24 protein-coding genes and 2 tRNA genes are annotated in these 26168 nt (G+C 72.4%); 21 read left to right on the forward strand and 5 right to left on the reverse strand.

Annotated elements, in window-relative coordinates; all coding sequences use genetic code 11:
- Nucleotides 1-104 precede the first annotated feature (104 nt).
- The 3 genes from ACRRSS_RS05430 to ACRRSS_RS05440 all read left to right on the forward strand — a co-directional run bounded on the left by ACRRSS_RS05430 (nt 105) and on the right by ACRRSS_RS05440 (nt 3247).
- Entirely contained in the window at nt 105-1388 is a 1284-nt protein-coding gene (locus tag ACRRSS_RS05430; RefSeq protein WP_435970067.1) for a glutamate-5-semialdehyde dehydrogenase, read from the forward strand.
- Between the two features lie 76 nt (nt 1389-1464).
- On the forward strand, nt 1465-2025 hold the full coding sequence (locus ACRRSS_RS05435) for a hypothetical protein (RefSeq protein ID WP_435970068.1): 561 nt from the start codon (nt 1465-1467) through the stop codon (nt 2023-2025).
- A 130-nt stretch (nt 2026-2155) separates the two neighbouring features.
- Complete coding sequence (locus ACRRSS_RS05440) at nt 2156-3247, forward strand: hypothetical protein (RefSeq protein ID WP_435970069.1); 1092 nt, start codon at nt 2156-2158, stop codon at nt 3245-3247.
- A 59-nt stretch (nt 3248-3306) separates the two neighbouring features.
- On the opposite strand, the gene ACRRSS_RS05445 is transcribed toward ACRRSS_RS05440, so the two are convergent.
- A complete protein-coding gene (locus ACRRSS_RS05445; protein WP_435970070.1) occupies nt 3307-4425 on the reverse strand; it encodes a M48 family metallopeptidase in 1119 nt (372 codons plus the stop codon).
- A 128-nt stretch (nt 4426-4553) separates the two neighbouring features.
- Between ACRRSS_RS05445 and ACRRSS_RS05450 the strand changes: the two genes are divergently transcribed.
- The 7 genes from ACRRSS_RS05450 to ACRRSS_RS05480 all read left to right on the forward strand — a co-directional run bounded on the left by ACRRSS_RS05450 (nt 4554) and on the right by ACRRSS_RS05480 (nt 8819).
- Nucleotides 4554-4778 (forward strand): hypothetical protein, encoded by a 225-nt coding sequence (locus ACRRSS_RS05450; RefSeq protein ID WP_435975520.1) that lies wholly within the window; start codon nt 4554-4556, stop codon nt 4776-4778.
- Between the two features lie 83 nt (nt 4779-4861).
- Nucleotides 4862-5023 carry a hypothetical protein gene (locus tag ACRRSS_RS05455; RefSeq protein ID WP_351901548.1) on the forward strand — a complete coding sequence of 54 codons (162 nt, stop codon included), beginning with the start codon at nt 4862-4864 and terminating at the stop codon, nt 5021-5023.
- Between the two features lie 51 nt (nt 5024-5074).
- A complete protein-coding gene (gene nadD, locus ACRRSS_RS05460; protein ID WP_435970071.1) occupies nt 5075-5695 on the forward strand; it encodes a nicotinate-nucleotide adenylyltransferase in 621 nt (206 codons plus the stop codon).
- A 19-nt stretch (nt 5696-5714) separates the two neighbouring features.
- Nucleotides 5715-7451 carry an LCP family protein gene (locus ACRRSS_RS05465; protein WP_435970072.1) on the forward strand — a complete coding sequence of 579 codons (1737 nt, stop codon included), beginning with the start codon at nt 5715-5717 and terminating at the stop codon, nt 7449-7451.
- 83 nt (nt 7452-7534) lie between these two features.
- Complete coding sequence (gene rsfS, locus ACRRSS_RS05470) at nt 7535-8002, forward strand: ribosome silencing factor (protein WP_351901542.1); 468 nt, start codon at nt 7535-7537, stop codon at nt 8000-8002.
- Nucleotides 7999-8652 (forward strand): histidine phosphatase family protein, encoded by a 654-nt coding sequence (locus tag ACRRSS_RS05475; RefSeq protein WP_435975259.1) that lies wholly within the window; start codon nt 7999-8001, stop codon nt 8650-8652. Before rsfS ends, ACRRSS_RS05475 begins: the two co-directional genes overlap by 4 nt.
- A 94-nt stretch (nt 8653-8746) precedes the next feature.
- Nucleotides 8747-8819, forward strand: a tRNA-Ala gene (locus ACRRSS_RS05480).
- Nucleotides 8820-8822: 3 nt separating this feature from the next.
- Here the strand turns inward: ACRRSS_RS05480 and ACRRSS_RS05485 are convergent.
- Nucleotides 8823-9728, reverse strand: a complete 906-nt coding sequence (locus ACRRSS_RS05485; RefSeq protein ID WP_435970073.1) for a helix-turn-helix transcriptional regulator — start codon at nt 9726-9728, stop codon at nt 8823-8825.
- Nucleotides 9729-9829: 101 nt separating this feature from the next.
- On the opposite strand from ACRRSS_RS05485, the gene ACRRSS_RS05490 reads away from it, so the two are divergent.
- Nucleotides 9830-11263: an MFS transporter gene (locus ACRRSS_RS05490; protein ID WP_435970074.1), complete on the forward strand. Its 1434-nt coding sequence runs from the start codon at nt 9830-9832 to the stop codon at nt 11261-11263.
- Between the two features lie 137 nt (nt 11264-11400).
- Nucleotides 11401-11634 carry a hypothetical protein gene (locus tag ACRRSS_RS05495; RefSeq protein ID WP_056559019.1) on the forward strand — a complete coding sequence of 78 codons (234 nt, stop codon included), beginning with the start codon at nt 11401-11403 and terminating at the stop codon, nt 11632-11634.
- Here ACRRSS_RS05495 and ACRRSS_RS05500 read toward each other — a convergent pair.
- On the reverse strand, nt 11613-12833 hold the full coding sequence (locus tag ACRRSS_RS05500; RefSeq protein WP_435970075.1) for a glycosyltransferase 87 family protein: 1221 nt from the start codon (nt 12831-12833) through the stop codon (nt 11613-11615). The genes ACRRSS_RS05495 and ACRRSS_RS05500 overlap by 22 nt on opposite strands.
- 124 nt (nt 12834-12957) lie before the next feature.
- Here ACRRSS_RS05500 and ACRRSS_RS05505 point away from each other — a divergent pair.
- From ACRRSS_RS05505 to ACRRSS_RS05540, 8 genes are all read left to right on the forward strand, one after another.
- A tRNA-Ala gene (locus ACRRSS_RS05505) sits at nt 12958-13030 on the forward strand.
- A gap of 324 nt (nt 13031-13354) precedes the next feature.
- The gene (gene leuS / locus ACRRSS_RS05510) at nt 13355-16231 is read left to right on the forward strand and encodes a leucine--tRNA ligase (RefSeq protein ID WP_435970076.1); all 2877 of its coding nucleotides are present in this window, start codon (nt 13355-13357) and stop codon (nt 16229-16231) included.
- 190 nt (nt 16232-16421) lie between these two features.
- Complete coding sequence (locus ACRRSS_RS05515) at nt 16422-17174, forward strand: hypothetical protein (protein ID WP_435970077.1); 753 nt, start codon at nt 16422-16424, stop codon at nt 17172-17174.
- Nucleotides 17175-17250: 76 nt separating this feature from the next.
- The gene (locus tag ACRRSS_RS05520) at nt 17251-18096 is read left to right on the forward strand and encodes a DegV family protein (protein WP_435970078.1); all 846 of its coding nucleotides are present in this window, start codon (nt 17251-17253) and stop codon (nt 18094-18096) included.
- Between the two features lie 115 nt (nt 18097-18211).
- Nucleotides 18212-19252 (forward strand): helix-hairpin-helix domain-containing protein, encoded by a 1041-nt coding sequence (locus tag ACRRSS_RS05525; RefSeq protein ID WP_435970079.1) that lies wholly within the window; start codon nt 18212-18214, stop codon nt 19250-19252.
- Nucleotides 19249-21795, forward strand: a complete 2547-nt coding sequence (locus ACRRSS_RS05530; RefSeq protein WP_435970080.1) for a ComEC/Rec2 family competence protein — start codon at nt 19249-19251, stop codon at nt 21793-21795. Before ACRRSS_RS05525 ends, ACRRSS_RS05530 begins: the two co-directional genes overlap by 4 nt.
- Before the next feature lie 107 nt (nt 21796-21902).
- Nucleotides 21903-22523, forward strand: coding sequence for a winged helix-turn-helix domain-containing protein (locus ACRRSS_RS05535; RefSeq protein WP_435970081.1), 621 nt, complete (start codon nt 21903-21905; stop codon nt 22521-22523).
- A gap of 5 nt (nt 22524-22528) precedes the next feature.
- Complete coding sequence (locus ACRRSS_RS05540) at nt 22529-23791, forward strand: MFS transporter (RefSeq protein WP_435970082.1); 1263 nt, start codon at nt 22529-22531, stop codon at nt 23789-23791.
- Between the two features lie 179 nt (nt 23792-23970).
- Here the strand turns inward: ACRRSS_RS05540 and ACRRSS_RS05545 are convergent, their stop codons facing one another.
- Nucleotides 23971-24231, reverse strand: a complete 261-nt coding sequence (locus ACRRSS_RS05545) for a hypothetical protein (protein ID WP_435970083.1) — start codon at nt 24229-24231, stop codon at nt 23971-23973.
- Between the two features lie 48 nt (nt 24232-24279).
- Here ACRRSS_RS05545 and holA point away from each other — a divergent pair, with 48 nt between their 5' ends.
- Nucleotides 24280-25269 carry a DNA polymerase III subunit delta gene (gene holA / locus ACRRSS_RS05550; protein WP_435970084.1) on the forward strand — a complete coding sequence of 330 codons (990 nt, stop codon included), beginning with the start codon at nt 24280-24282 and terminating at the stop codon, nt 25267-25269.
- Between the two features lie 620 nt (nt 25270-25889).
- On the opposite strand, the gene rpsT is transcribed toward holA, so the two are convergent.
- Nucleotides 25890-26156 (reverse strand): 30S ribosomal protein S20, encoded by a 267-nt coding sequence (gene rpsT, locus ACRRSS_RS05555; RefSeq protein WP_435970085.1) that lies wholly within the window; start codon nt 26154-26156, stop codon nt 25890-25892.
- Between the last annotated feature and the right edge of the window lie 12 nt (nt 26157-26168).

The following is a 26168-nucleotide window of genomic DNA, read 5'->3' on the forward strand; positions in this document are numbered from 1 at the left end:
CGGCCGTGTTCCGGCGGCGGGGGCGGGTCTCGCGAGCGACTGGGTACGTCTCGGAGTGCGGGATACGTGAGGGATGTCCGCAGGGGTGCCAGTACCCTGCGGGCATGACCTCGCTCACGCCCCTCGACAACCTGTCCCCGGTCACCCGGGCCGCCTACCGGGCCCGTGGCGCCGCCGCCGAAATCGCGCCACTCCCGCGTGCGGCCAAGGACGACGCCCTGCTGGCGATCGCGGACGCACTCGAAGTCCGTACCGCCGAGATCGTCGAGGCCAACGCCGAGGACATCGCCAAGGCCCGCGCCGCCGGGACCAGCGAGGCGATCATCGACCGGCTCACCCTCACCCCCGAGCGCGTCCGGGCCATCGCCGCCGACGTCCGTGACGTCGTCGCGCTGCCCGACCCCGTCGGCGAGGTCGTCCGCGGCTCCACCCTCCCCAACGGCATCGACCTGCGCCAGGTCCGCGTGCCGCTCGGCGTCGTCGGCATCATCTACGAGGCCCGCCCCAACGTCACCGTCGACGCCGCCGCCCTCTGCCTCAAGTCCGGCAACGCCGTCCTGCTCCGCGGCTCCTCCTCCGCGTACGCCTCCAACACCGCCCTGGTGACCGTCCTGCGCGACGCCGTCGGCGGCGCGGGGCTGCCCGCCGACGCCATCCAGCTCGTCCCCGGCGAGTCCCGCGAGTCGGTCCGCGAGCTGATGCGGGCCCGCGGTCTCGTCGACGTCCTCATCCCGCGCGGCGGCGCCTCCCTGATCCGGACGGTCGTCGAGGAGTCCACCGTCCCGGTCATCGAGACCGGCACCGGCAACTGCCACGTCTACGTCGACGCCCACACCGATCTCGACATGGCCGTCGACATCCTGATCAACTCCAAGGCCCACCGGGTCAGCGTCTGCAACGCGGCCGAGACCCTCCTCGTCCACCAGGACGTCGCCCAGGCCTTCCTGCCCAGGGCCCTCGACGCCCTCGCGGAGGCCGGGGTCACCGTCCACGCCGACGAGCGGGTCCTCGCCCTCGCCGAGGGCTCCAAGGCCACCGTCGTCCCCGCCACGCCGGAGGACTGGGAGACCGAGTACCTCTCGTACGACATCGCCGCCGCCGTCGTCGACTCCCTCGACAAGGCCGTCGAGCACATCCGCACGTGGTCCTCCGGTCACACCGAGGCCATCGTCACCACCTCGCAGGCCGCGGCGCGCCGCTTCACCCAGCTGGTCGACTCCACCACGGTCGCCGTGAACGCCTCCACCCGGTTCACGGACGGCGGACAGTTCGGCTTCGGCGCGGAGATCGGCATCTCCACCCAGAAGCTGCACGCCAGGGGCCCCATGGGCCTTCCCGAGCTGACGTCGACCAAGTACATCGTCACCGGCGACGGCCACGTGCGGTAATCCCTCCTTTCGGTACGGGCCGGGAGGGTTCGCACTCTCCCTGCCCAAAACCACCTTCCGGGGCTACTCTGAATCCGTGCCGGACGACGTGGGGGGCACGCCGTTCCAGGACGGCGGGGACCCTGAGGACTCTGTCGACCGCGGAGGCGCCGACGAGGTCTACGCCGACGTGGTGTTCGACGAGGACTTCGTGCGGGCCGCGACGGTCCACGAACCGACCGCGGTCGAGCGACTCCTCGCCGCCGCCCAGGCCCGCGCCGAGGCCGAGTCCGCCCGGGCCCGCGCGGGTGGGGGACCGGGCGATGACGACTTCTACGAGGAGTGCCACGACTCCTCCGCCCTCACCTACGAGCCGGACGACATCGGCGACGACGCCAGTCCCTACGGCCGTCACGGCGGAGCCCTGCGCCCCTACCGCGGCAGCGCGCGCTGGCACCGCCCGACCGCCTGGCTCCTCGCCCTCGTCATGGGGGTCGGCATGGTCGCCCTGGCGTTCAGCGCCGTCTACCGGGGCGCGGCGGCCAACCGCCAGGACCAGATGCCGCCGCCGGCCACGACCGGTGTCGACACGCCCAACCCGAACCCGGGACCGCCCGCCGCCCACGCCCCCGCGGCACGCTCCGCGTCCCCGAAGTAACGGTCGGCGTCCCCCGGGCAGCCGAGCCGTCCGGCTCCTCCGAGGCCCCCGCACACCCTGACGGCGCAATTCTCCGAACTGTCGGACGGCTCGGCGTTTACCGAAGCCCCGGCGGACCTACCCTGAAGGTATGGCAGGCCGTGGCGACCCGCCTGAGGGGACGCCCGAGGGGTTCCCCGGCGGTGGTGAGGACGAGTACCGATCCGTCGTCTTCGACGAGGCGTTCGTCCGCGCTGCCCACCTCCAGGAGTTCTCGGCCCGGGAACGGATGGGCGAGCACGCCCAGGCCGTCCGCAGTCTCGGTTCTCCCCGGGAGGGCCGGAGCGGTTCCCGCCAGGCCGTCCTGCTGGTCCTGCTGATCCTCCTGGCCTTCGGCACCGCCATCTACCTGGGTGTGCGCAATCCGTACCAGCCGCCCGCCGACCAGCGGGCCGAGCCGCTGCGGACCACCGTGGTCCCCCTCGCCCCGCAGGGCACCGTGCCGGGCGGAGTGCCCGACCGGCTCTTCGACCACAGCCCCGTCGCCGAGTACCGCACCGGCGCCGCCGGCATCAACCTCCCCGTCACCGGACGCACCACCCACTTCGCCGAGAGCCAGGTCGTCACCGCCCTCAGCATCGCCAAGGAGTACCTGGTGGCCTCCTCCCTGGAGCCCGGCGTGGTGGCCGGGGCGACCGTGCGTCCCCCGCGCCTGCTGCTCGACCCCGACCAGCTGGAACAGTTCGACCGGAGCGTCGAGGCACCCGCCGACGACGGCCGGCACGCCCTCGCCGCCTGGCTCGTCCGCTTCGACCCCCGGCAGGTCGCCCTCGCGGACCCCGCCGTCCGCGTGCAGGGCACCCTCCGCTTCGAAGAGACCAGCCCCGACACCCTGGACGTCACCGCGGACCACACGTACACCTACGCGCTCCGCCCGGCCGGTCAGGGCGGCGGGCCGGTCGCGGCGGCGTCCCTCTTCACCGTCCACCGCGAGGTGCACTTCCGCTTCGACCGCGAGGACCTGCGCATGCACCGGGCCGAGCTGGTCACCAGCACCGTCGAGGCGGGCCCGCAGGCGTGCGGCGCGAACACCACCGGCTCCCTGACACCGCTCCTGGCGGGAGGGCGGGCCCCCGAGGCCGGCGGACCGGTGGTCACCGACCCGTACGCCACGGGCCGGCCCGCCGCCCCCTCGCTGTGCGGAGCGCTCGCGCCAGGCGCCCAGCCCTCGCTCCCGTCCTGACGCTCAGGCCCTACCCGGGCTCTCCTGACGCTCAGGCCCTGCCCGGGCTCTCCTGACGCTCAGGCCTTGCCCGGACCGTCTTCGGAGCCGCTGTCCCCGGCGCCCTTGTCGTCCTCGGCGGTGCCGCCACCGTCCGGCTTGCCCGGGCCGCCGGCGAACCGGCTGCGCAGCCGCCCGCCCAGGTCGCCCGCCAGGTCGCCGGCTCCCCCGGCTATGTCGCCGACCAGCTTCATCAGCGGATCCCTGCTGGTACGCACCGTGTCGGCGTAATGCCCGGCCGACTCGCGGAAGGAGTCCGTGACCGAGGTGTCCTTGTCCTCCGAGCGCTTCGGGTAGTGACCGTCCATGATCCGCTGGAAGTCGCGGGTCTCCGACCACTTCTTCAGCTCCGCCGCCCGCACGGCGGTGAAGGGGTGCGTGCGCGGCAGCACGTTGAGGATCTTGAGGACCGAGTCCCGCAGGTCCCCGGCCTTCTCGTACTCGTCGGCCTGGGCGAGGAACGCGTCCACGTTCATCTCGTGGAGGTGGTTGCCGCCTGCGATCTTCATCAGACCGCGCATCGAGGCCCGCACGTCCTGGCCCACGAGCAGCCCGGCCCGGTCGGCCGAGAGCTCCGACTTGCGGAACCACTCGCGCAGCGCCGTCACGATGGCCATGATCGCGACGTTGCCCAGCGGGATCCAGGCGATCTTGAGCGCCAGGCTCGTCAGGAAGAGCAGCACCGTGCGGTACACGGAGTGCCCGGAGAGGGCGTGGCCGACCTCGTGGCCGACGACCGCCCGCATCTCCTCCTCGTCGAGGAGTTCCACCAGGCCGGTGGTGACGACGATGATCGGCTCGTCCAGGCCGATGCACATCGCGTTGGGCTTCGGGTCCTGCGTCACGTACATCGGCGGGACCTTCTCCAGGTCCAGGATGTAACAGGCGTCCCGCAGCATGTCGTTGAGATGGCTGAACTGCGCGTCGCTCACCCGGACGGAGTCCGAGAGGAAGAGGAGTCGCAGGCTGCGCTCGGGCAGCAGCCCGCTGAGCGCCTTGAAGACCGTGTCGAAGCCGCTGAGCTTGCGCAGCGCCACCAGCGCCGAGCGGTCGGCCGGATGCTCATAGGCCCGCGAGGAGATGCCGGGGAACCGCTTCCGCTGCCTGCTCGGCACGTTCCCCTGGTCGTTCTCGGTCATGGATGCCCCCTGTTCGTACGAGTCGGTGCTCGTCCCCCTGACGGGACCCAGCCTAGGCGGTGGAGCTACCGTGTGCCGGGGCCTGTGGATAACTCGGGCACCAAGGACCACGGAGGAGCACGACCGACATGCCGGACACCGTCGACACCGCTGCCACCCTGCTCGCGGCCGCCGCACAGGAGGGGCCGGGGGACACGCTGCGCATCGTGCTGCTCGCCTCCATGGTGGGCGGCGCCCTGCTGGCCTGGTTCCTGCTGCGGGGCTACCGCAGCGACGACAGCGGGGACTCCGACGCCCCGGACGTGGCCGGCGGAGCCCCGGACGTGGCCAAGGACCGTGACGCCAACGCCTGAGTCGGCGTGAGCCCGTCCGGACCGCCCGCATACGATGTGCGCGAAGTCTCCGCTCCCATCCCCGATCGATAGGTCTGTCGAAGATGAGCCTCCACAGCACCGCCGCCAACCTGGTCTCTCTCGCCGAGGGCGCCGAGCACGGCGGCAACCACGAAAGCCTCAGCCCCTACCTCACCGGTTTGGGCGCCTTCGGTGCCCTGATGCTCCTGCTGTGGATCACCACCCGCTTCAACCGCGACCGCTGAACCGGCGACCCTGATCAGGCGTCCGCTGCCGTGCCAGTAGGCTCTGCACGCATGGGAGAGCAGGAAGTGCCTACTGGCGGGCGCGGGAAGCGCCGAGTCGGCGTGATGGGCGGAACCTTCGACCCGATCCACCACGGACACCTGGTGGCGGCGAGCGAGGTGGCCGCCCTGTTCCACCTGGACGAGGTGGTGTTCGTGCCGACCGGGCAGCCGTGGCAGAAGAGCCACAAGGCCGTCTCGGCCGCCGAGGACCGCTACCTGATGACGGTCATCGCGACGGCGTCCAACCCGCAGTTCTCGGTCAGCCGGATCGACATCGACCGCGGCGGCGCGACCTACACCATCGACACCCTGCGGGACCTGCGCTCTCTCCACAGCGACGCGGACCTCTTCTTCATCACCGGGGCCGACGCGCTGTCGCAGATCCTCACCTGGCGCGACGCCGAGGAGCTGTTCTCGCTCGCGCACTTCATCGGCGTCACCCGGCCGGGCCACGACCTCACCGACGACGGACTGCCCAAGGGCGGCGTCTCACTGGTGGAGGTGCCCGCGCTCGCCATCTCCTCCACCGACTGCCGGGCGAGGGTCGCGCAGGGCGATCCCGTCTGGTACCTGGTCCCGGACGGCGTGGTGCGCTACATCGACAAGCGCCAGTTGTACCGCGGCGAGTGAGCTTCGGGGAGGGGCACCGGTGAACGACCAGCAGCATCCGTACGACCCGTACTATCCGCAGCCGCAGATCATCGGCTACGACGAGTACGGGCAGCCGGTGTACCAGCAGCCACAGGCGCCCCAGGGTGCCACCGGGCAGCACTACGACCCGTACGGCGGCCAGGAGCAGGCCCAGCAGCCGCAACAGGCGTACGGCTACGACCCCTACGCCCAGCAGCAGTACCAGGAACCACAGCACCAGCCGCAGCAGCCCCAACAGCCGCAGCAGCACCAGGGACAGCAGTACGACCCGTACGGACAGCAGGGCTACGCCTACCCGTCCTACGACACGGGACAGCAGTGGGCCACCCAGGCCGAGCCCGCCCCCGCCCCCGCACAGGCCCCCGTACAGGCCCCGCCGGCCGCGCCCGTCGCGGCCCCGGCCGGTGTCCCCGGGCAGCGCCCGGCCTCCGAGCGGCCCGCCCCCGCCCGCCCGGCCGCCGCCGACGACGACCGCGAGTACCGCACCGAGCAGTTCTCGTTCATCGAGGAGCCCGACGAGGACTCCGAGGACGTCATCGACTGGCTGAAGTTCACCGAGAGCCGCTCGGAGCGGCGCGAGGAGGCCAGGCGCCGGGGGAAGAACCGGGTCATCGCGATCGTCGTCGTGCTGGTCCTCGCGGTCGCCGGCGGCGTCGGCTACCTCTGGACGGCGGGCATGCTCCCCGGTTCGTCCGAGGGGGAGAAGAAGCAGAACACCGCGACCGGTCCGCAGAAGCGCGACACGATCGTCCTCCACCTTCACGACACCACGGGCGGCGGCACCTCCACCGCGCTGCTCGTGAACAACGCCACCACCAACCAGGGCACCACGATCCTGCTCCCCAACTCCCTCGTCGTCGCCGACTCCGAGGGCGCCCCGACCACCCTCGGCAAGTCGGTCGAGGACGACGGCTCCAGCGGGACCCGAGAGGCGATCGGCAACCTCCTCGGCGCCCCGATCACCGGCACCTGGCGCCTGGACACGCCCTACCTGGAGAACCTCGTCGAGCTCGTCAGCGGCATCGAGACGGACACCGACACGGACGTACCCGCCCTGAAGAAGGGCGCCGAGCCGCTCGTACGCAAGGGCGAGAAGCAGAGTCTGAACGGCCGGGCCGCCGTCGCCTACGCGACCTACCGCGCGCCCGGCGAGGCCGACACCAAGCAGCTCCAGCGTTTCGGCCAGGTCGTCCACGGGGTGCTGCGCAAGATCTCGGACAATCCCGAGTCCGCCACGGTGACCATCGAGAGCCTCTCCCAGATCTTCGACCCGTCGCTCTCCGAGAAGGACCTCGCGGCCTCCCTGGCCAAACTCGCCGAGCACGCCAAGATCGGCGACCACAAGACGGCCCTCCTGCCGGTCGCACAGGACGGCACGCTGGCCGACGGCGCGAGCGACAGTGTGGTGAAGGACATCCTGGGCGGCAAGGTCACCGCCCCCCAGGCGGGCGATGTGACCCGTGTCTCGTTGCGGGACGCCTCCGGCAAGGACGCGACCGAGGCCGCCCGGATCGTCCTGGTCAACGGCGGCTACTCCTTCGTGGGCGGAACCAAGGCGGACACCCAGGAGAAGTCGCAGGTCCTCTACGGTGACGACGCCCAGAAGGCGACGGCCGCCGAGGTCGCCGAGACGCTGGGTCTGCCGGCCGGCTCGGTCACCAAGGGCAAGCCCTCCGGAACGACCGCGGTCACCGTGGTCCTGGGCCAGGACTACAAGGTTCCGGGGGGCCGGTAACGGCGCTCCGGAAAACGTTGGCGGGGCCGTCGGCGGTCCGTGAGACCCTGGAGGGGTACTGGACCGCCGACGAAAGCCTGCATGTGACCGCCACGGATCGCTCCATCGAACTCGTCAACGCCGCCGCTCAGGCGGCCGCAGACCGGCTCGCGCACGACATCATCGCGTACGACGTCAGTGATGTGCTGTCGATCACCGACGCCTTCCTGCTCGCCTCCGCGCCCAACGACCGTCAGGTCAAGTCGATCGTCGACGAGATCGAGGAGCGCCTGAACAAGGACCTCGGCGCCAAGCCGGTCCGCCGCGAGGGCGACCGCGACGCCCGCTGGATCCTCCTGGACTACGTCGACATCGTCGTCCACGTCCAGCACAGCGAGGAGCGGGTCTTCTACGCCCTGGAGCGGCTGTGGAAGGACTGCCCCGAGCTGCCGCTGCCCGAGGACGCGACGAAGACCCGCGGCAAGGGCGCCGAGCACGCCGCCCTGACCGGTGTCGACCTCTCCGAGCACGCCGCCGGGCTGCCGGACGAGGTGGACGGTGAGCTGAGCTGAGCACCACCAAGGGCGGCACTGGCCGCCGTATCGTCCTCTGGCGCCACGGCCAGACCTCCTGGAACCTGGAGCGCCGCTTCCAGGGTTCGACCGACATCGAGCTGACGGAGGCCGGTGTCGCCCAGGCGCGCCGGGCCGCCCGGCTGCTCGCCGCGCTGAAGCCGGACGCCATCGTCGCCTCCGACCTGAAGCGGGCGGCGGCCACCGCGGCCGAGCTGGCCGTGCTCACCGGCCACACCGTCGCCCACGACTCCGCGCTGCGCGAGACGTACGCGGGGGAGTGGCAGGGGCTGACCCACGACGAGATCGTGGCGCGGTACGGCGAGCAGTACGCCGCGTGGAAGCGCGGCGAACCCGTGCGCCGGGGCGGCGGCGAGCTGGAGACCGAGGTGGCCGACCGGGCCGCCCCGGTGGTCCTGGAGCACGCCGACAAGCTCCCCGAGAACGGCACGCTCGTCGTGGTGAGCCACGGCGGCACGATCCGCACCACCATCGGCCGGCTCCTGGGCCTGGAATCCCAGCACTGGGAGAGCCTGGGCGGCCTCACGAACTGCTGCTGGTCGGTCCTCGGCGAGGGTGCCCGCGGCTGGCGTCTGATGGAGCACAACGCGGGCACGCTGCCCGAGCCGGTCCTCGGCGACGACGACTGAGCCCCCGACCTGCCTGCCGTCACCGGATTTCACTTTCCGGCAGGTCACAGGCTAAAGTTCTTCTTGTTCGCAGCGCGGAGCGCGAAGAACACGAGGGGCTATAGCTCAGTTGGTAGAGCGCCTGCATGGCATGCAGGAGGTCAGGAGTTCAATTCTCCTTAGCTCCACAATCACCGGATCCCGTCCCCAGCAGGGGGCGGGATTCGTCGTTCCGTCACCTCGCGCAGGGACGCGAGCCCGCGGCGGCTCTCCTCGTCGTTCGGCGTGTACGTCACGATCCGGCACTCCGGCATCCCGTTCACGGAGAGCGAGACCGAGGTCAACCGGACCTCGCCCACCAGCTCGTGGCGGAAGACCTTCACCCGCGTCCCCGGAGGGACGACATCGCCGCTGCGCCACAGCCGGGCGAACTCCGGACTGGCCTCCGCGAGGAGCCGGACGTACTCCTCCCACGCGGGCTCGCCCACATGGCGTCCGTACGCGCCCCTCAGCTGGGCCACCATCAGCGGCAGCTCCCGCTTCCGGTCGACCACCGGGCACGTGGGTCCGGGCACGCTGAAGAGCGCCCACAGCACGTTGCGTATGCCGAACGGGCCGGTGTCCAGGCCCTGTCCGTCCTGGAAGAAGAGCCGCTCGTACATGGCGTTCGTCGCGAGCACGTCGTACCGCGCGTTGTAGAGCACCGCCGGGTGCGGGTCGAGGGCGTCGAGGATGCCCTGGATCTCCGGGCTGACCACCTCGACGTCCGAGGGCGACCTCTCCGGCGCGTACGGCACCTCGGCCAGGTGGTACAGGTGCTCGCGCTCGGGCCGGTCGAGCCGGAGCGTGCGGGCGACCGCGTCGAGCACCTGCGCCGACGCGTTGATCGGACGTCCCTGTTCCAGCCAGGTGTACCAGGTGACGCCGACGCCGGAGAGCTGGGCGACCTCCTCGCGGCGCAGCCCGGGCGTACGGCGGCGGAGTCCGGGTGGCATCCCCACGTCCTCCGGGGTCACCCTGGCCCGGCGGCTGCGCAGGAACGCGGCCAGTTCCGGCCGTCGGCGTCGCTGTGTCGGAATTGCTGCCACGATCGTCACACCCCCATGGTCGAGTCCCCGTGCCGCTGCTGCCAGGTGGTGTCAGTACCCGTATCAGCGGGCTCTCGTTACCCGTATCCGGTCGAGGTCACGCTCGACGCATGACCTCGACCACAACACGTCCCGTACTCAGTAAAGACGGTGGCACCGACAATCGCCCCGGACCCCTGCTCGGCGTGGTCCTCGCCGCCCAGTTCATGGCGCTCCTCGACGTCTTCATCGTCAACGTCGCCGCCCCCACCATCCGGGCCGAACTCTCCGCGTCCGGGGCCGCGCTCCAGCTCGTCGTCGCCGGATACACCATCGCCTACGCGGTGTTGCTGATCACCGGCGCCCGTCTCGGCGACCTGTTCGGACACCGCCGGATGTACCTCGGCGGCCTCGCCCTCTTCACCGCCGCCTCACTGGCCTGCGGACTCGCGGCCGGCACAGGCCAGTTGATCGCCTTCCGGCTCGTCCAGGGCGCGGGCGCCGCCCTGATGATCCCCCAGGTGCTCAGCCTCATCCAGCGCAACTTCACCGGCGATCACCGGGTCCGGGCCCTCAGCGCCTACTCCGCCGTCCTGGCCACCGGCGCCGCCGCGGGACAGGTCGTCGGCGGCGTCCTGGTCAGCGCCGACCTCTTCGGTACCGGCTGGCGGCCCGTCTTCCTCGTCAACGTCCCGATCGGCGTCGCGCTGCTGGTGCTCGGCGCCCGGTTGCTGCCCCGCGACACCCCGGCCGGACCCACGCGGGCGCGTGCCCTCGACCTGCCGGGCCTCGTCCTCCTCGCGGCCGCGGTGTCCCTGCTGACCGTCCCGCTGGTCCTCGGCCAGGAGCAGGACTGGCCGCTGTGGTCCTGGCTCTCGCTCGGCGGCTCCCTGGTGCTGCTCGCCCTCTTCGGCACGTACGAGTCGGGGCTCGCCCGGCGCGGCGGCGCACCGCTCATCGCCCCGCGCGTCCTGCGCCTCCCCGGCATGGGACGGGCCGTCCTGTGGATCGCCGTGGCGATGGGCGTCAACGCCGGCTTCCTGTTCACCCTCACCCTGCACCTGCAGGGCGGGCTCGGACAGAGCGCGCTGCGCGCCGGACTCACCTTCGGACCCGCCGCCGTCGTCTTCGGCGCCGTCGGACTGACCTGGCGGCGGTGGCCCGCCCGGCTGCGCCGGACGCTGATCCCGGGCGGGTTCCTGCTCGCCGCCGCGGGTGCCCTCTCCGTCGGCGGACTGCTCGCGGACGGCGGCACGGGCGGCTGGGGCCTCTTCCCGGCGCTGGGCGCGCTCGGGGCGGGCATCTCACTGGCCTTCAGCCCGGCCCTGACGGGCGCGCTGGCCTCCGTACGCCCCGAGGACGCGGCCGACGCGAGCGGGCTGCTGGCGACCGTCACCCAGCTCGGTCAGCTGATCGGGGTCGCCGCCTTCGGCACCGTCTTCCTCGGCGCGGCGGCCGGACCCGGAGCGCGGGACTCCGCCGACGCGCTGTGGGCGACCACCCTGGCCCTGGCCGTCACCGCGGTCGTCGGCGCCGCCGTCGGGCCGCCGCGCCGAGCACGCTGACCCTCTTGCGAGGCCATGGCAGAATCGGACGGCCGGAGGGGGACGAGGATCCGGACGGGAGGGTGGCCCAAGTGCTCGGCGACAACGGCGGGGTGTCCTATGGGTGCACGGCCTGCGGCCACAGCTGGAGCTGACTGATGGGTGCACACAGGCGGAAGTGCGACTGGTGCGGCAGCGGCACGCCCATCGTGCGCGACATGGAACCCGTCAATCCGGGGTTCCAGTACTGGTGCGAGGAGTGCGCGCGGGCGCTGATCATAAAAGGCGACCCCATCGAGACGTACCGCGAACTCGAGGGGGAGCCGATCTACGGCCGGCTCCTCGACGAGCACTGCACCCTCAAACGGTTCTACTCCTTCGCCACGGCCTGACGCCGCAGCGTCAGCGCGTACCCCACGAGCAGCGCCGTCGTCGTCAGCGGATAGATCGCGGACAGCATCATCTGACCGGCGTTCTGGTCCAGTTCGGGCCGGCCCGGGTCGTGCGGAACCCACCACAGCGCGAACGAGGCGAAGGCCAGCGCCACCGCCGCCGTCACCGGCCACGGGCGCGTGGCGCGGTCCGCGAGCAGGATCAGCAGCGGCACGCACCAGACCCAGTGGTGGGACCAGGAGATCGGGCTGATCATCAGTGCCGTGAACGCGCAGACGATCACCGCCACCGCCCTGTCGTCGCGCAGCGCGGCCCGGACCGCCAGCACCATCGCCGCGCCGCCCAGGACGGCCGCGGTCACCGCCCACCACATGCCCGGGTCGTCGGTGTGCATCAGCCGGGCCAGGACCCCGCGGATCGACTGGTTGGCGGTCTCCTCGGCGAAGCCGACCCGACCGGTCTCGAACAGCGTCTCCGTCCAGAACTTCCTCGAGTCCGCCGGCAGCGCGAGCGCCACGGCCAGCGTCGTCCCCAGGAACACCCCGGTCGCCGTGGTCGCGGTGCGCAGCCAGGTGTTCCACGTGCGGTCCCGGCGCCACAGCAGCACGCCCGCGACGAGCAGCAGGACCACGAAGAGCCCCGGTGTGAGTTTCACCGCGGTCGCGAGGCCGATCCCCAGGCCGGCCCAGCGGCTGCCCCGGCGTCGGGTGAGGTCCCAGAGGACCGCCACCGCTATGAGCAGGTTGATCTGGCCGTACCGCAGGGTCGTCCACACCGGCTCGCACCAGACCACGATCGCGGCGACCCACAGCGTCGTGCGCCACAGGTCGTTACGGGACAGTGTCGGGCGCACCAGCTGGAGCGACAGCTGGACCAGGGCGACCACCAGGAGCAGGTTCCCGGCGGTCGTGAGCGTCCGCATCAGCGGCACGCCGACGAGAGTCAGGGGGACGAACAGCAGGGCCGCGAAGGGCGGGTAGGTCATGCCGAGGTTCGCCGAGGTGGCGCGCATCGCGTAAAGGTCACCGCCCGCCCGTACCGTCTCGCCCTCGGCCCGGTAGACCATCACGTCGAGCATGTTCACGTGGGCGAGGCGTTGCGCCACCCAGAAGGCCGCGAACGAGAGCAGACAGACCGCCGCGGCGGTGGCCAGGGGCCACGGCCGGGCGCGGGTTTTGGAGAGCACGGAGACGGACACAGTCGGCGACCCTACCCGGCAGGTCAGAGGGGCCAGGAGAATCGATTTGGAGATCTGCCGGGGAGCCGGTTAATGTTCTGTCTGTCGCCGCGAGGGAAACCAAAACGGAGACGGAAACAAGCAAGGGGCTATAGCTCAGTTGGTAGAGCGCCTGCATGGCATGCAGGAGGTCAGGAGTTCAATTCTCCTTAGCTCCACAGAAAAGAAGCGGGTCACCCGGATCGGGTGGCCCGCTTCTTCGTGTCCGGCGCCACCGCGTCCCGGGTCGGCCCCACGGCGCCTTCGGGCCGGTCCCGCCGTGTGCCGCACCGTGGAACGCCGGTGCGGCCCGCTCGGGCCCTGCGGTACCCTGGCGCCATGCGTGCCGTACGCCTTCTGCTTACCGAGCCGCGCTGATCAGTCCCGACGGATGACAGACATCTGTCGGAGTCGGCGCGGCGTCCCCTCCTGTGCGAGGGGATTTTTCATTTCACGGCAGTCCGTGGCAGTGGGCAGAGACGATCGATGGAGCTTCAAGGACCATGACCGAGATCAATACGGCCGCCGAGACGGCGGCCCCGCATCGCTACACGGCGGCCATGGCCGCCGACATCGAGGCACGCTGGCAGGACTTCTGGGACGCCGAGGGCACGTACGAGGCTCCGAACCCCACCGGTGACCTGGCGGGCGACCCCGCGGTCGCCGCCCGGCCCAAGAAGTTCATCATGGACATGTTCCCGTACCCCTCGGGTGCGGGCCTGCACGTCGGCCACCCGCTGGGCTACATCGCCACGGACGTCTTCGCCCGCCACGCGCGCATGACCGGCCACAACGTGCTGCACACCCTGGGCTTCGACGCCTTCGGCCTGCCGGCCGAGCAGTACGCCGTGCAGACGGGCACCCACCCGCGGGTGTCCACCGAGGCCAACATGGAGAACATGAAGGTCCAGCTGCGTCGGCTGGGCCTGGGCCACGACAAGCGCCGGTCGTTCGCCACGATCGACCCGGAGTACTACAAGTGGACCCAGTGGATCTTCCTGCAGATCTTCAACTCCTGGTACGACGGCGAGGCCGCCAAGGCCCGTCCGATCGCCGAGCTGATCGAGCAGTTCGAGAACGGCACGCGTGAGATCCCGGGCCACGCGCGCGCGTGGAGCGAGCTGACGGCCGCCGAGCGCTCCGACGTCCTGGGCGGGTACCGCCTGGCGTACGCCTCCGACGCGCCCGTCAACTGGTGCCCCGGCCTGGGCACGGTCCTGGCCAACGAGGAGGTCACCGCCGACGGCCGTTCCGAGCGCGGCAACTTCCCCGTCTTCAAGTCCAAGCTGCGCCAGTGGAACATGCGGATCACCGCCTACGCGGACCGCCTGCTCGACGACCTGGACGCGCTGGACTGGCCCGAGGCCATCAAGCTGCAGCAGCGGAACTGGATCGGTCGCTCCGAGGGCGCCCGCGTCGACTTCCAGGTCGGCGACACCGGTGCGATCACCGTCTTCACCACCCGCCAGGACACCCTGTTCGGCGCCACCTACATGGTGCTGGCGCCCGAGCACGACCTGGTCGAGAAGATCGTCCCGGCCGCCTGGCCCGAGGGCACCCACTCCGTGTGGACCGGCGGACACGCCACCCCGTCCGAGGCCGTCGACGCCTACCGCAAGCAGGCCGCCTCCAAGTCCGACGTCGAGCGGCAGGCCGACGCCAAGGAGAAGACCGGCGTCTTCACCGGCGCGTACGCGACCAACCCGGTCAGCGGCGAGCAGGTCCCGGTCTTCATCGCCGACTACGTCCTGATGGGCTACGGCACCGGCGCCATCATGGCCGTCCCCGCGCACGACAGCCGTGACTTCGCCTTCGCGCGCGCCTTCGAGCTGCCGATGCGCTGCGTCGTGCAGCCGAGCGACGACCGCGGCACCGACCCGTCGACCTGGGACGAGGCCTTCTCCTCGTACGAGGCCGAGCTGGTCAACTCCTCCAACGAGGACGTGACGCTCGACGGCCTGGGTGTCGCCGACGCCAAGGAGCGGATCACCGCCTGGCTGGCCGACCGCGGCATCGGCGAGGGCACCGTCAACTTCCGGCTGCGTGACTGGCTGTTCAGCCGCCAGCGGTACTGGGGCGAGCCCTTCCCGATCGTCTACGACGAGGACGGCGTCGCCCACCCGCTGCCCGAGTCGATGCTGCCGCTGGAGCTGCCGGAGGTCGAGGACTACTCGCCGCGCACCTTCGACCCGGACGACGCCGACACCCAGCCCGAGACCCCGCTGTCCCGCAACGAGGACTGGGTCCACGTCACCCTGGACCTGGGCGACGGCGCCGGTCCGCGCCGCTACCGCCGTGAGACCAACACCATGCCCAACTGGGCCGGTTCCTGCTGGTACGAGCTGCGCTACCTGGACCCGCACAACTCCGAGAAGCTGGTCGACCCGGCCGTCGAGCAGTACTGGATGGGCCCCCGCGAGGGCATGCCGACCGGCGGCGTCGACCTGTACGTCGGCGGCGCCGAGCACGCCGTGCTGCACCTGCTGTACGCGCGGTTCTGGTCCAAGGTGCTGTTCGACCTGGGCCACATCTCCTCGGCCGAGCCGTTCCACAAGCTGTACAACCAGGGCATGATCCAGGCCTTCGTCTACCGGGACGCGCGCGGGATCGCCGTGCCGGCGGCCGAGGTCGAGGAGCGGGACGGCGGCTTCTGGTACCAGGGCGAGAAGGTCAGCCGCGTCCTGGGCAAGATGGGCAAGTCCCTGAAGAACGCCGTGACGCCCGACGAGATCTGCTCCGAGTACGGCGCGGACACCCTGCGCCTGTACGAGATGGCCATGGGCCCGCTGGACGTGTCGCGCCCCTGGGACACGCGCGCGGTGGTCGGCCAGTACCGGCTGCTGCAGCGGCTGTGGCGCAACATCGTCGACGAGTCGACCGGTGAGGTCACCGTCGTCGACACCGCGCCCGACGAGGACTCGCTGCGCGCCCTGCACAAGGCGATCGACGGTGTCGGCCAGGACATGGTCGCGATGCGCTTCAACACCGCCATCGCCAAGATCACCGAGCTGAACAACCACCTGACCAAGTCCGGCGGCGCGCTCTCCCGGCCGGTCGCCGAGCAACTGGTCCTGCTGGCAGCCCCGCTGGCCCCGCACATCGCCGAGGAGCTGTGGCGCAAGCTGGGCCACACCGAATCGGTCGTCCACCAGGGCTTCCCGGTCGCCGACCCGGCGTACGTGGTCGACGAGACCGTGACCTGCGTCGTGCAGATCAAGGGCAAGGTCAAGGCCCGCCTGGAGGTCCCGCCGTCGATCACGGACGCGGAGCTGGAGACGCTGGCGCTGGCCGACGCGCACGTGGTCGCGGCGCTGGGCGGCGCGGAGATCCGCAAGGTGATCGTGCGGGCGCCGAAGCTGGTCAACATCGTCGCGGGCTGACGAGGACGGTCCGACGGCGACCGGCCGAGTGCGACCGCCTGAGGGTGGTCGGCCGAGAACGGTCGTCCGACGGCATAGGGGTTTCCCCTACGGGCAGGTTGGGGGTTCCGATGGAACCCGCGGCCTGCCCGTTCCGTTTACGGTGGAGGGACCACACCCGTGGTGACCCACAGACGCCGGAGGGGCGCACATGGAAGAAGCCATCATCACGATCATGGCGCTGCTCTTCTTGTCGTTCGTGGCGTTGGGCGTCTTCGTCACCGTGAAGGCGGTCAAGGCCACCAAGCGCGGAGTCGATCGCACGCTGGACCAGGCCCGGCGCACGGTCGAGGACACCACGCTGCGCGCCAAGAGCTTCGGCCAGACCGGAGTCGCGGGCGAGCTCGCCCGGCTCCGGCTGTCGCTGCGCACCTCCATGCGCGCCACGCAGGAGGCGCTGCAGGCCGGAGTGGGAGAGGACGCCTCCCTGAAGGAGTCGCTCGACCTGTTCCACCGGCTCAGCGCGCACGGGATCGAACTGGACGGGGACCTCAAGCGCCTTGAGCGGGAGCCCGACCGGGCGTGGGTGTCCGGGCAGCTTCCCGAACTCGCCGCGCGGACCGAGCGGATCACGAGCTCGGCCGACGCGCTGCGCCGCGCCGCGCGGGACCGTGCCCTGAAGTTCGCCGAGGACGACCTGTCGACGCTCAGCGAGCAGATCGACGTCGAGGCGGGTGCGCTGCGGCACTGGACCACGGGTCCCGAGACCACGCAGGGCACGGCACCGGGAGCGACCTCCGGGAACACGGTGCCGAGGGCCGCATCGGGGTACGAGAGCCCGGGCGCTGCCTCCGGGCACGCCGGTCCGCAGGCCGGTGGCGAGCAGTCCGCGATCACGGCGCCCGATCCCCGACTGACCGCCTACCCCTGGGAGAAGTCGGCCCGGCCGGAGACCACCACCTGACGGAGCGGGCGCTCGGTCGTGTCCGGGGTGGGGGCCGGACTGCCGCGCGGCGGCCCCGAGGGGTAACCTCCCGCTCATGTCCCGGCATGTCGCGATCGTCACCGATTCCACGGCCTACCTGCCACGCCAGACGAGGGAGCGGCACGCCATCACCACGGTCCCGCTGACCGTGGTCATCGGCGACCGCGCCCTTGAGGAGGGCACCGAGGTATCGGCCAAGGCCCTCGTCGAGGCCCTGCAGAAGAAGCGGCCCGTCACCACTTCGCGGCCGAGCCCCGAGATCTTCGCCGAGGCCTACCGCGAGGCCGCCGAGGCGGGTGCGAACGGCATCGTCTCGCTCCACCTCTCCGCCGAGGTCTCCGGAACCTACGACGCGGCCGTGCTCGCCGCGAAGGAAGCCCCCGTGCCCGTACGGGTGGTGGACACCCGCATGATGGGCATGGCGCTGGGCTTCTGCGTCCTGGCGTCCGCGCAGGTCGCGGAGGCGGGCGGCTCGCTCGACGAGGCGGTCGCGGCGGCCGAGAAGCGCGCCGAGGGGACCTCCGCCTACTTCTACGTCGACACCCTGGACCACCTGCGTCGCGGCGGGCGCATCGGGGCGGCGCAGGCGCTGCTCGGCTCCGCCCTCGCGGTGAAGCCGCTCCTCGAACTCGACGGCGGGCGGATCGAGCTGCGGGAGAAGGTGCGGACGGCCTCCAAGGCCATCGCACGCCTTGAGGAGATCGCCGTGGAACGCGCCGGCGCCGGCCCCGTCGACATCGCCGTCCACCACCTCTCCGCGCCCGAGCGCGCGGCCGCCCTCGCGGACCGGCTCGGGGAGCGGGTACCGGGCATGGGAGAACTCCACGTCAGCGAGGTGGGGGCGGTCATCGGCGCCCACACGGGCCCCGGGCTGCTCGCGGTCGTCGTCTCGCCGCGCTGACCTGCCCCGAGCCTTGTCCCTCGGGAGGGTGACGGAGTTGTCCACAGAGGGGGCTCCATCCACGGAACGCGGGTGAGCCCAGCACGGGGCGGTGGTGGTTCCTACCGTCACGTGCATGACTCCTCGTACACGCATGGCATCGACCACCCCCGGCGTCCTCGGCTCGGCGGGTTCTCCCACCAGCGGTCCCGGCAGGGCGCCCGGGTCCGACGGGCGCAGCCGCTCCGGAGGGCATGGCACGCCTCCGGGGCGCGCCGGGAGGCGGACCCGGGTCAGGCGGCCCGCCACCGTTCCCGAGGCCGTCGTACGGCGGCGGGGGGACGCGCTGTTCCCGGCGGCGGCGTCGCCGGTGGAGGCGGTCGGCGAGGTCGAGCCCCCGGGGGTGGTGAGTGCGCCCGAGGCGCTGGAGCGTGGGTCACCGCCCGGTTCGTGGGAGCGGCTGAGGGAGGCGCTGCGGGAGCGGACCCCGGTGTGGGTGCAGACGCGGTGCGGGCTCGAACCGAGGGCGCTGGCCGCGCTGACGGTGGTCCTGATCGTGGCGGCGGGTCTCGCGGGCGGGTACTTCTGGACGGGGCGGCCGGAGCCGGTGCGTGCTCCCGAGCTCGTCCGCGCCGCCCCCGCCGCGGCGGCACCCGCCCCACGCGCCGGGCCGGGGCCGGGGGCGCGGCCGGGTTCCGAGCCGGCGCCGGCGGCCGTCGGGGCGCGGGTGATCGTCGACGTCGGCGGCAAGGTGCGCAGGCCCGGGGTGCTGACCCTGCCCGCGGGCTCACGGGTGGCGGACGCCCTGCGAGCCGCGGGCGGGGCGAAACCCGACGCCGACCTCACCGGACTCAACCGGGCACGCGTGCTGTTCGACGGCGAGCAGGTTCTCGTCGGCCTGCCGGGGACGCCCGTCGGCGGCGCCCTCGGCGGCACCGGCTCCGGGCCCGCTCCAGGAAGCGGGGCGGGTGGTGGTGGGCCGGCGGTGCCGTTGAGCCTCAACACGGCCACGGTGGAGCAGCTCGACACCCTCCCGGGCGTCGGCCCGGTCCTTGCCCGGCACATCGTCGACCACCGTGCGGAGCACGGCGGCTTCCGGTCGGTCGGGGAGCTGCGGGAGGTCAACGGCATCGGTGAGCGGCGGTTCGCCGACCTCGAACCCCTGGTCCGGCCGTGAGCCGCGTCGAGGCGACGGCGGGGGAGCGCGAGCTCTGTGAGTCCTCGCCCGCGCCCTCGGGTGAACTCTCGGGCGAGTCCTCCTGGAAGGAGGCGCCCGCCGATCTCCGGCTCGTGCCGCTCGCGGTGGCGGCCTGGGCTGCGGCGGCCTGCGCGGTGGGCGTCGCCGGGTGGTGGACGGTGGCGGGTGTCACGGTCTGTCTGGCGGGAGCCTGCGTCCTGATGACCCCGCTCCCGCGCCGGTGGTTCGGCGGCACTGGCGGCACTGGCGGCGGGGAGCGGGGGGCCACGCCCGGGTGGCGGTTGCGGGCGACCGCGTGGGCCGGGGTCCTGCTGTGTGCCGCGGCCGGGGCCACCTCGGCGGGGCTGCACGCGGCGGACCTGCGGCGCGGACCCGTACCGGCTCTGGCGCGGGAGTACGCGCGGGCGCAGCTGGAGGTGACGGTGACCTCCGATCCGGAACTCACCCGGCCCCGGGTGCGGGGGAGCGCGACGGCGCCGGTCTCCGTCGTCCTGGACGGCGAGGTGACCCGGGCCGAGCGGTCGGACGGCACGGTTCACCGGACCAGGGCGCCGGTGCTGCTGATCGTGCCGCCGGGCGAGGGGAGGAAGGAATGGCTGCGGCTCCTGCCCTCCACCCGGCTGCGGGTCGGCGCCCGCCTCGCGCCGCCCTCGCGTTCCGGAGACCCCTTCGCGGCGGTGCTCAAGGTCGACGGGGCCGGACCGCCCCGTGTGATCGGCGCACCGAGCACGCCGCAACGGGCGGCCGGGGAGCTGCGCGCCGGACTGCGACGGGCGACCGAGGGGCTCGACCCGGACGCGCGGGCCCTGCTGCCCGGCCTGGTCGTCGGGGACACCTCCCGGATCGGGCCCGAGCTGCGGGCCGCCTTCGAGGCCACCGATCTCACCCATTTGCTCGCCGTCAGCGGAAGCAACCTGTCGATCGTCCTGTTGCTGCTCGTCGGGCGTCCGGGGCGGGCGCACCAGGTGGAGCGGGGCGGGCTCGCACCCCGGCTCGGCCTGTCCCTGCGGGTCACCGCGCTGGCCGGGGGAGCGCTGACGCTCGCCTTCGTGGTGGTCTGCCGACCTGATCCGAGCGTGCTGCGCGCCGCGGCCTGCGGTCTCGTCGTGCTGATCGCGATCGGCACCGGACGCCGGAGATCGCTGATCCCCGCGCTGGCCGCCGCCGTCCTCCTGCTGGTGCTCTACGATCCCTGGCTGGCGCGCGGTTACGGGTTCCTGCTCTCGGTCCTGGCCACCGGAGCGCTCCTGACGATCGCTCCGCGGTGGAGCGAGGCCCTGCGGCGGCGCGGTGTGCCCGACCGGCTCGCGGAGGCGCTGGCCGCGTCGCTCGCGGCGCAGGCGGTGTGCGCTCCCGTCGTGGTGGTCTTCGCCGCCCGGGTGAGTCTGGTCGCGATCCCGGCGAACCTGTTCGCCGAGCTCGCGGTGGCGCCCGCCACGGTGTTCGGCTTCGCCACGCTCGTCCTGGCGCCGGTGTGGAGCACGGGCGCGGAGGGCCTGGCGTGGGTGGCCGGGTGGCCCGCCGGGTGGATCGCGCGGGTGGCCCGCACGGGCGCCGCGCTGCCGGGGGCGGAACTGTCCTGGCCCGGCGGATGGTGGGGCGGTCTCGCCCTCGCGCTGCTCACGGCCGCCGTGGTGCTCGGGGTGCGCCGGCTGCCGTACCGGGGGACGGTCGGTGTGCTCGTCGCCGCCCTGCTGCTCCTGGTGGTGGTGCGGCCGGCGCCGCTGGCCCGGTGGGTCACCGGATGGCCGCCGCCGGGCTGGGTGTTCGCGATGTGCGAGGTGGGGCAGGGGGACGCGACGGTCCTCGCGGCGGGCGGGGACGCGGCCGTCGTGGTGGACGCCGGGCCCGACCCCGTGCCGGTGGATCGCTGTCTGCGTGAACTCGGGGTGCGGCGGGTGCCGTTGCTGGTGTTGACGCACTTCCACGCGGACCATGTGGCCGGGTTGCCGGGGGTGCTGCGGGGACGCTCGGTGGGGGCGATCCAGACGACGGGGCTCGAAGAGCCGCCCGCACAGGCCGCGTTCGTGCGGCGGACGGCGGCGGCCGCGCGGGTGCCGCTGATCCGTGCCTGGCCCGGGGAACGGCGGAGGATCGGGGAGCTGGACTGGCGGGTGCTCTGGCCGACGGCGGGGGCCGGGGAGTCCTCCGCCGGACCGAACGACGCCAGTGTCACGCTCCTCGTCCGGGCCGCCGGAGGGCTGACCCTGCTGCTGCTCGGTGATCTGGAACCGCCGGCGCAACGGGCGTTGCTGCGGGCCCATCCCGCTCTCGCGCCGGTGGACGTGCTCAAGGTGGCCCACCATGGCTCCGCCCACCAGGACCCGGGGCTGATACGGGTCGTACGGCCGAGGCTCGCGCTGGTGTCGACCGGGCGGGACAACCCGTACGGGCATCCCTCGCCCCGGACGGTGGAGACATTGCGGGGCGGTGGGGCGAGGGTGCTGCGGACCGATCGGGACGGGGCGATCGCGGTGGTGGGGGCGGGGTCCGGACTTGTGGCGGTGCCGAGGGGAGGGTGACGGGGGTGACGGGGCTGGTGGCTGTGGTGACGAGGGGTGGGCCGGGGAGGTGATCCGCGGTGTAAAGAAATGCTTGTAAAGAAGTCTTTCTAAAGCTACCTTTCATCATGTCGGAGACCAGTGACCCGAGGCCCGAGGGCGAGCAGCCCCGCAGTATTCGACTCACCGACCCCCGCGCCCTGCGGGCCTACGCCCACCCCCTGCGGATGACCCTCGTGGGACTCCTGCGCAGCAGCGGACCCTTCACCGCCACCCGGGCCGCCGCGCTGACCGGGGAGTCCGTCGCCAGTTGCTCCTACCACCTGCGGATACTCGCCAAGTACGGGCTGGTGGAGGAGGCGCCGGGCGGCCGGGGGCGGGAGAAGCCCTGGCGGGCCACGGCCCGCTACACCGAGTGGCCGGAGTACAGCGAGGACGCGGCGGTCTCGCAGGCCGCCGACGCGCTGAGCGCGGCGATCGCCGAGCGGTACTTCGAGCGGGTCACCCACGCCATGGAGAACCGTCACCGGTTGCCGAAGGAGTGGCGGGAGGCCGAGCAGTTCGGCGACTCCCTGCTCCACCTCACCCCCGAGGAGCTGACCGGTCTCGGCGAGCGGATCGACGCCCTGCTCGCGCCCTACGAGGGGCGCGCGTCCGACCCGTCCCTCCGGCCGGAGGGCGCCCGGCCCGTCATCGTCCTGCGGATCGCCTACCTGGACCAGGAAACCCCCGAGAACGAGAAGGAGTGAGCGGGATGACCCTCGCGGAACGCATACCGGAGCTGCTGCGCGAGCGGACCTTCCGCCGCTACTGGACCGGGCAGACCATCTCCCTCGCGGGAGACCAGATATCGCTCATGGCGATCCCGCTCGCCGCCGTCCTGGTGCTCGGCGCCGATGCCACGGCGATGGGGTGGCTCAAGGCCGCCGAACTCCTGCCCGCGCTCCTGCTCAACCTGCCGTTCGGCGCCTGGGCCGACCGGCAGGCCAGCCGTAGACGCACCATGATCGCGGCCGACCTCGGGCGGGCGGCACTGGTGCTGACGCTCCCCGTGGCATACGCGTTGGACGCGCTGACGCTCACCCAGCTCTACGTGGTGGCCTTCGGGATCGGCGCGCTCACCGTGCTCTTCGAGGTCTGCAACACCACGCTGCTCGTGGCGCTCGTCCCCACCGAGCGCTATGTGCAGGCGAACGCGCTGGTCAACGGCAGCCGTTCGACGGCCTGGCTGGCGGGGCCCGGGGTCGGCGGACTTCTCGTGCAGTTCCTCACCGCTCCCTTCGCCCTGCTCGCGGACGCCCTCACCTATCTGGTGTCGGCCGGCTACCTGGCCCGGATCAAGCCGGTCGAACCTCCGCCGGCCCCCGTCGCCAAGGGCCACTTCACGGAGGGGCTGCGCTGGCTGGTCCGGGAGCGTTCGATGCGCGCGCTCTTCGCCGCCTCCGGAACCGTGCAGTTCTTCAACTACATGTTCCACACCCTCTTCGTGCTGTACGTGACCACCGAACTGGGCATCGGCGCGGGCCTGCTCGGCCTGATTCTCGGAGCGGGAGCCGTGGGCGGCCTCCTCGGAGCGGTGTGCGGCGGGGCGGTCGTCCGGCGGATCGGCATCGGAGGCTCGCTCGTCGCCGGGTTCCTCGGGTTCACGCTGCCCCTGGTCCTCATACCCCTGGCCGAAGGTCCGCTGCCGCTGGTGGTGGCCGTGCTGTTCGTGGCGGAGTTCCTCTCCTGCGTCGGCGTGATGATCGTGGACATCGCGGCGGGGTCATTCCAGATGGCGCTGATCCCCGACGCCGTACGGGCCCGGGTCATGGGGGCCTTCCGGACCCTCAACCACGGGTTCCGCCCCATCGGCGCGCTCGTCGGAGGCCTGCTCGGCACCGCGATCGGGTTGCGTCCGACGCTGTGGATCGCCACCGTCGGAGCCGTCCTCGCGGTGCTGTGGGTGCTGCCGTCGCCGCTGCCGCGGATGAGGGAGCTGCCCACCAGCGAAGGGGAGTCGACGCCCGTCGGATAGGGGCCTGTATCCGAGCCCCGGAGCAGTACGGCGAACGCGGTGTTGACCTGGCGGCAGAAGCCGCCCCCGTGGGCGCCGCTTCGACGTCCGAGGTCGAGGCCTGTCTTCGGCGGAGCGGCGCGAAGCGGCCGGGTCTCCCCACGCGGCGGCGCGGGGCTGAGGCACCGCGCCGGGGAGCGCTAAGGGGCCTCCAGCCAGCCCTCGTACTCGGCGGCCAGGTCGTCCAGCGCCGCCGGGTCGAGCCTGCCGTCCGGGTCCTCGACGACCACCAGCCACTGCGCGTCCTCGGCGTCGTCCTCACCGGCCAGGGAGTCCCGGACGAGCTGCGGTTCCTCGGCGACGCCGAAACGGTCGGGAAGCTCCCCGGCGACCTCCTCGGCGGCGTCGCGGTCGGGGAGTACCAGTACGTGTCGTTCACTCACCCCGCCATTCTCGGGCATCGCCGTCGGTGGCCCGACTGTCGGTGGCCCGTGGGATGCTGGATCGCGATGGCCACCAGAAAGACTTCCCCCGACGACCTCCTCGGCCCCGTGACGCTCGCCGTGGGGCAGGAGGACCTGCTCCTCGACCGCGTCGTCCAGGAGGTGGTGGCGGCCGCCCGGGCCGCCGACGCCGACACGGACGTGCGCGATCTCATGTCCGACCAGCTCCAGCCCGGCTCGCTGGCGGAGCTCACCAGCCCCTCGCTCTTCGCCGAGCGCAAGGTGCTGGTCGTGCGGAACGCCCATGACCTGTCCGCCGACACGGTCAAGGACGTCAAGGCCTACCTCGACGACCCCATCGAGGACATCTCGCTCGTCCTGCTCCACGCGGGCGGCGCCAAGGGCAAGGGCCTGCTCGACGCCGCGCGCAAGGCGGGGGCGCGGGAGGTGGCCTGTCCGAAGACGACGAAGCCGGCGGAACGGCTGACGTTCGTCCGGCAGGAGTTCCGGACGCTGGGGCGGGCGGCCACGCCCGAGGCCTGCCAGGCGCTCGTGGACTCGATCGGCAGCGACCTGCGGGAGCTCGCCTCCGCGGTCGCGCAGCTCACGTCCGACGTCGACGGGACGATCGACGAGGCCGTCGTCGGGCGGTACTACACCGGCCGCGCCGAGGCCTCCTCCTTCAACATCGCGGACCGCGCGGTCGAGGGGCGGGCGGCGGAGGCCCTGGAGGCGCTCCGCTGGTCCCTCTCGACCGGGGTCGCGCCGGTGCTCGTCACCAGTGCGCTCGCGCAGGGCGTACGGGCGATCGGCAAGCTGTCGTCGGCGCGCGGCGGGCGACCCGCCGACCTGGCGCGGGAGCTGGGCATGCCGCCCTGGAAGATCGACCGCGTACGGCAGCAGATGCGGGGCTGGACCCCGGACGGGGTGTCGGTGGCGCTGCGGGCGATCGCGGAGGCGGACGCGGGGGTGAAGGGCGGCGGGGACGACCCGGAGTACGCCCTGGAGAAGGCAGTGGTCGCGGTGGCGCGGGCGGCGAGGATGCGACGGGGGTAGGGGGCCGGCCTGCGCCGTCCGCCCTGTGGGGCCGACGGTATTGGCTTGCTGCCCCGTGGGGCTGGCCCGACGGTTTGGCTTGCTGCCCCTGCCCGCTGACCTGCCGGGCCGCCGGAGTGGACGGTCCGTGCGGGGTGGGTGGTGGCTGGTGCGGACATTCCCCCACCCCGCCCCTTCCCGAAACCCTGCCGGGGGCTGGTGGGGGTCGGGGTTAAGGGCGGCCCCTTGGGGGCTGCGCCCCCCCGGCCCCCTTGGGGGCTGCGCCCCCCCGGCCCCCTTGGGGGCTGTGCCCCCCGGCCCCCCTGGGAGCTCCGCCCCCAGACCCCCGGGATCCCATCCCCCGGCCCCCGGAGCCCTCATTCCCCCGGCCCTCCGGAGCCCTCATCCCCCCGGCACATCCCCTTCGGCGGGCAGCCCTGTCCAGCCCCGTCCAGCCCCGTCCAGCTCCGGACACGCCGAAGGCCCCGGCCGCTCCTGGGGAAGGAGGGGGCGGGGCCTTCGGCGTGATCTGGGTGGGCTCGCACCCGCGTGGCGAACGCGTCCGCGTGCGAGTCCTGGGTGGCCGGGCGGGAGCGGGAGAGAGGGCCCGCTGGGTCCCGTGCGGCCTGTTACATCAGAGCTCAGCCCTGGAGGGAGGCAGCCTTGATCGCCAGCGCCGACTTCTTGTTGGCGGCGGCGTTCTTGTGGATGACACCCTTCGAGACAGCCTTGTCGAGCTGACGCGAGGCGGCACGAGTGGCAACAGTGGCCTTCTCGACGTCGCCGGCGGCGACGGCCTCACGGGCCTTGCGGATCGCGGTCTTGAGCGAGGACTTGACGGCCTTGTTGCGCAGGCGCGCCTTCTCGTTCGTCTTGTTCCGCTTGATCTGGGACTTGATGTTCGCCACGAAAGAGCCTTT

Origin of the sequence: Streptomyces sp. Qhu_M48 (assembly GCF_051305195.1) — a bacterium.
Classification (GTDB): domain Bacteria; phylum Actinomycetota; class Actinomycetes; order Streptomycetales; family Streptomycetaceae; genus Streptomyces.

Bases quoted from the DNA above. Each gene is read 5' to 3' on its own strand.
- ACRRSS_RS05430 (WP_435970067.1), top strand. From the start codon at position 105: ATGACCTCGCTCACGCCCCTCGACAACCTGTCCCCGGTCACCCGGGCC.
- ACRRSS_RS05440 (WP_435970069.1), top strand. From the start codon at position 2,156: ATGGCAGGCCGTGGCGACCCGCCTGAGGGGACGCCCGAGGGGTTCCCC.
- ACRRSS_RS05445 (WP_435970070.1), bottom strand. From the start codon at position 4,425: ATGACCGAGAACGACCAGGGGAACGTGCCGAGCAGGCAGCGGAAGCGG.
- ACRRSS_RS05450 (WP_435975520.1), top strand. From the start codon at position 4,554: ATGCCGGACACCGTCGACACCGCTGCCACCCTGCTCGCGGCCGCCGCA.
- ACRRSS_RS05455 (WP_351901548.1), top strand. From the start codon at position 4,862: ATGAGCCTCCACAGCACCGCCGCCAACCTGGTCTCTCTCGCCGAGGGC.
- nadD (WP_435970071.1), top strand. From the start codon at position 5,075: ATGGGAGAGCAGGAAGTGCCTACTGGCGGGCGCGGGAAGCGCCGAGTC.
- ACRRSS_RS05490 (WP_435970074.1), top strand. From the start codon at position 9,830: ATGACCTCGACCACAACACGTCCCGTACTCAGTAAAGACGGTGGCACC.
- ACRRSS_RS05495 (WP_056559019.1), top strand. From the start codon at position 11,401: ATGGGTGCACACAGGCGGAAGTGCGACTGGTGCGGCAGCGGCACGCCC.
- leuS (WP_435970076.1), top strand. From the start codon at position 13,355: ATGACCGAGATCAATACGGCCGCCGAGACGGCGGCCCCGCATCGCTAC.
- ACRRSS_RS05515 (WP_435970077.1), top strand. From the start codon at position 16,422: ATGGAAGAAGCCATCATCACGATCATGGCGCTGCTCTTCTTGTCGTTC.
- ACRRSS_RS05520 (WP_435970078.1), top strand. From the start codon at position 17,251: ATGTCCCGGCATGTCGCGATCGTCACCGATTCCACGGCCTACCTGCCA.
- ACRRSS_RS05525 (WP_435970079.1), top strand. From the start codon at position 18,212: ATGACTCCTCGTACACGCATGGCATCGACCACCCCCGGCGTCCTCGGC.
- ACRRSS_RS05535 (WP_435970081.1), top strand. From the start codon at position 21,903: ATGTCGGAGACCAGTGACCCGAGGCCCGAGGGCGAGCAGCCCCGCAGT.
- ACRRSS_RS05540 (WP_435970082.1), top strand. From the start codon at position 22,529: ATGACCCTCGCGGAACGCATACCGGAGCTGCTGCGCGAGCGGACCTTC.
- ACRRSS_RS05545 (WP_435970083.1), bottom strand. From the start codon at position 24,231: ATGCCCGAGAATGGCGGGGTGAGTGAACGACACGTACTGGTACTCCCC.
- holA (WP_435970084.1), top strand. From the start codon at position 24,280: ATGGCCACCAGAAAGACTTCCCCCGACGACCTCCTCGGCCCCGTGACG.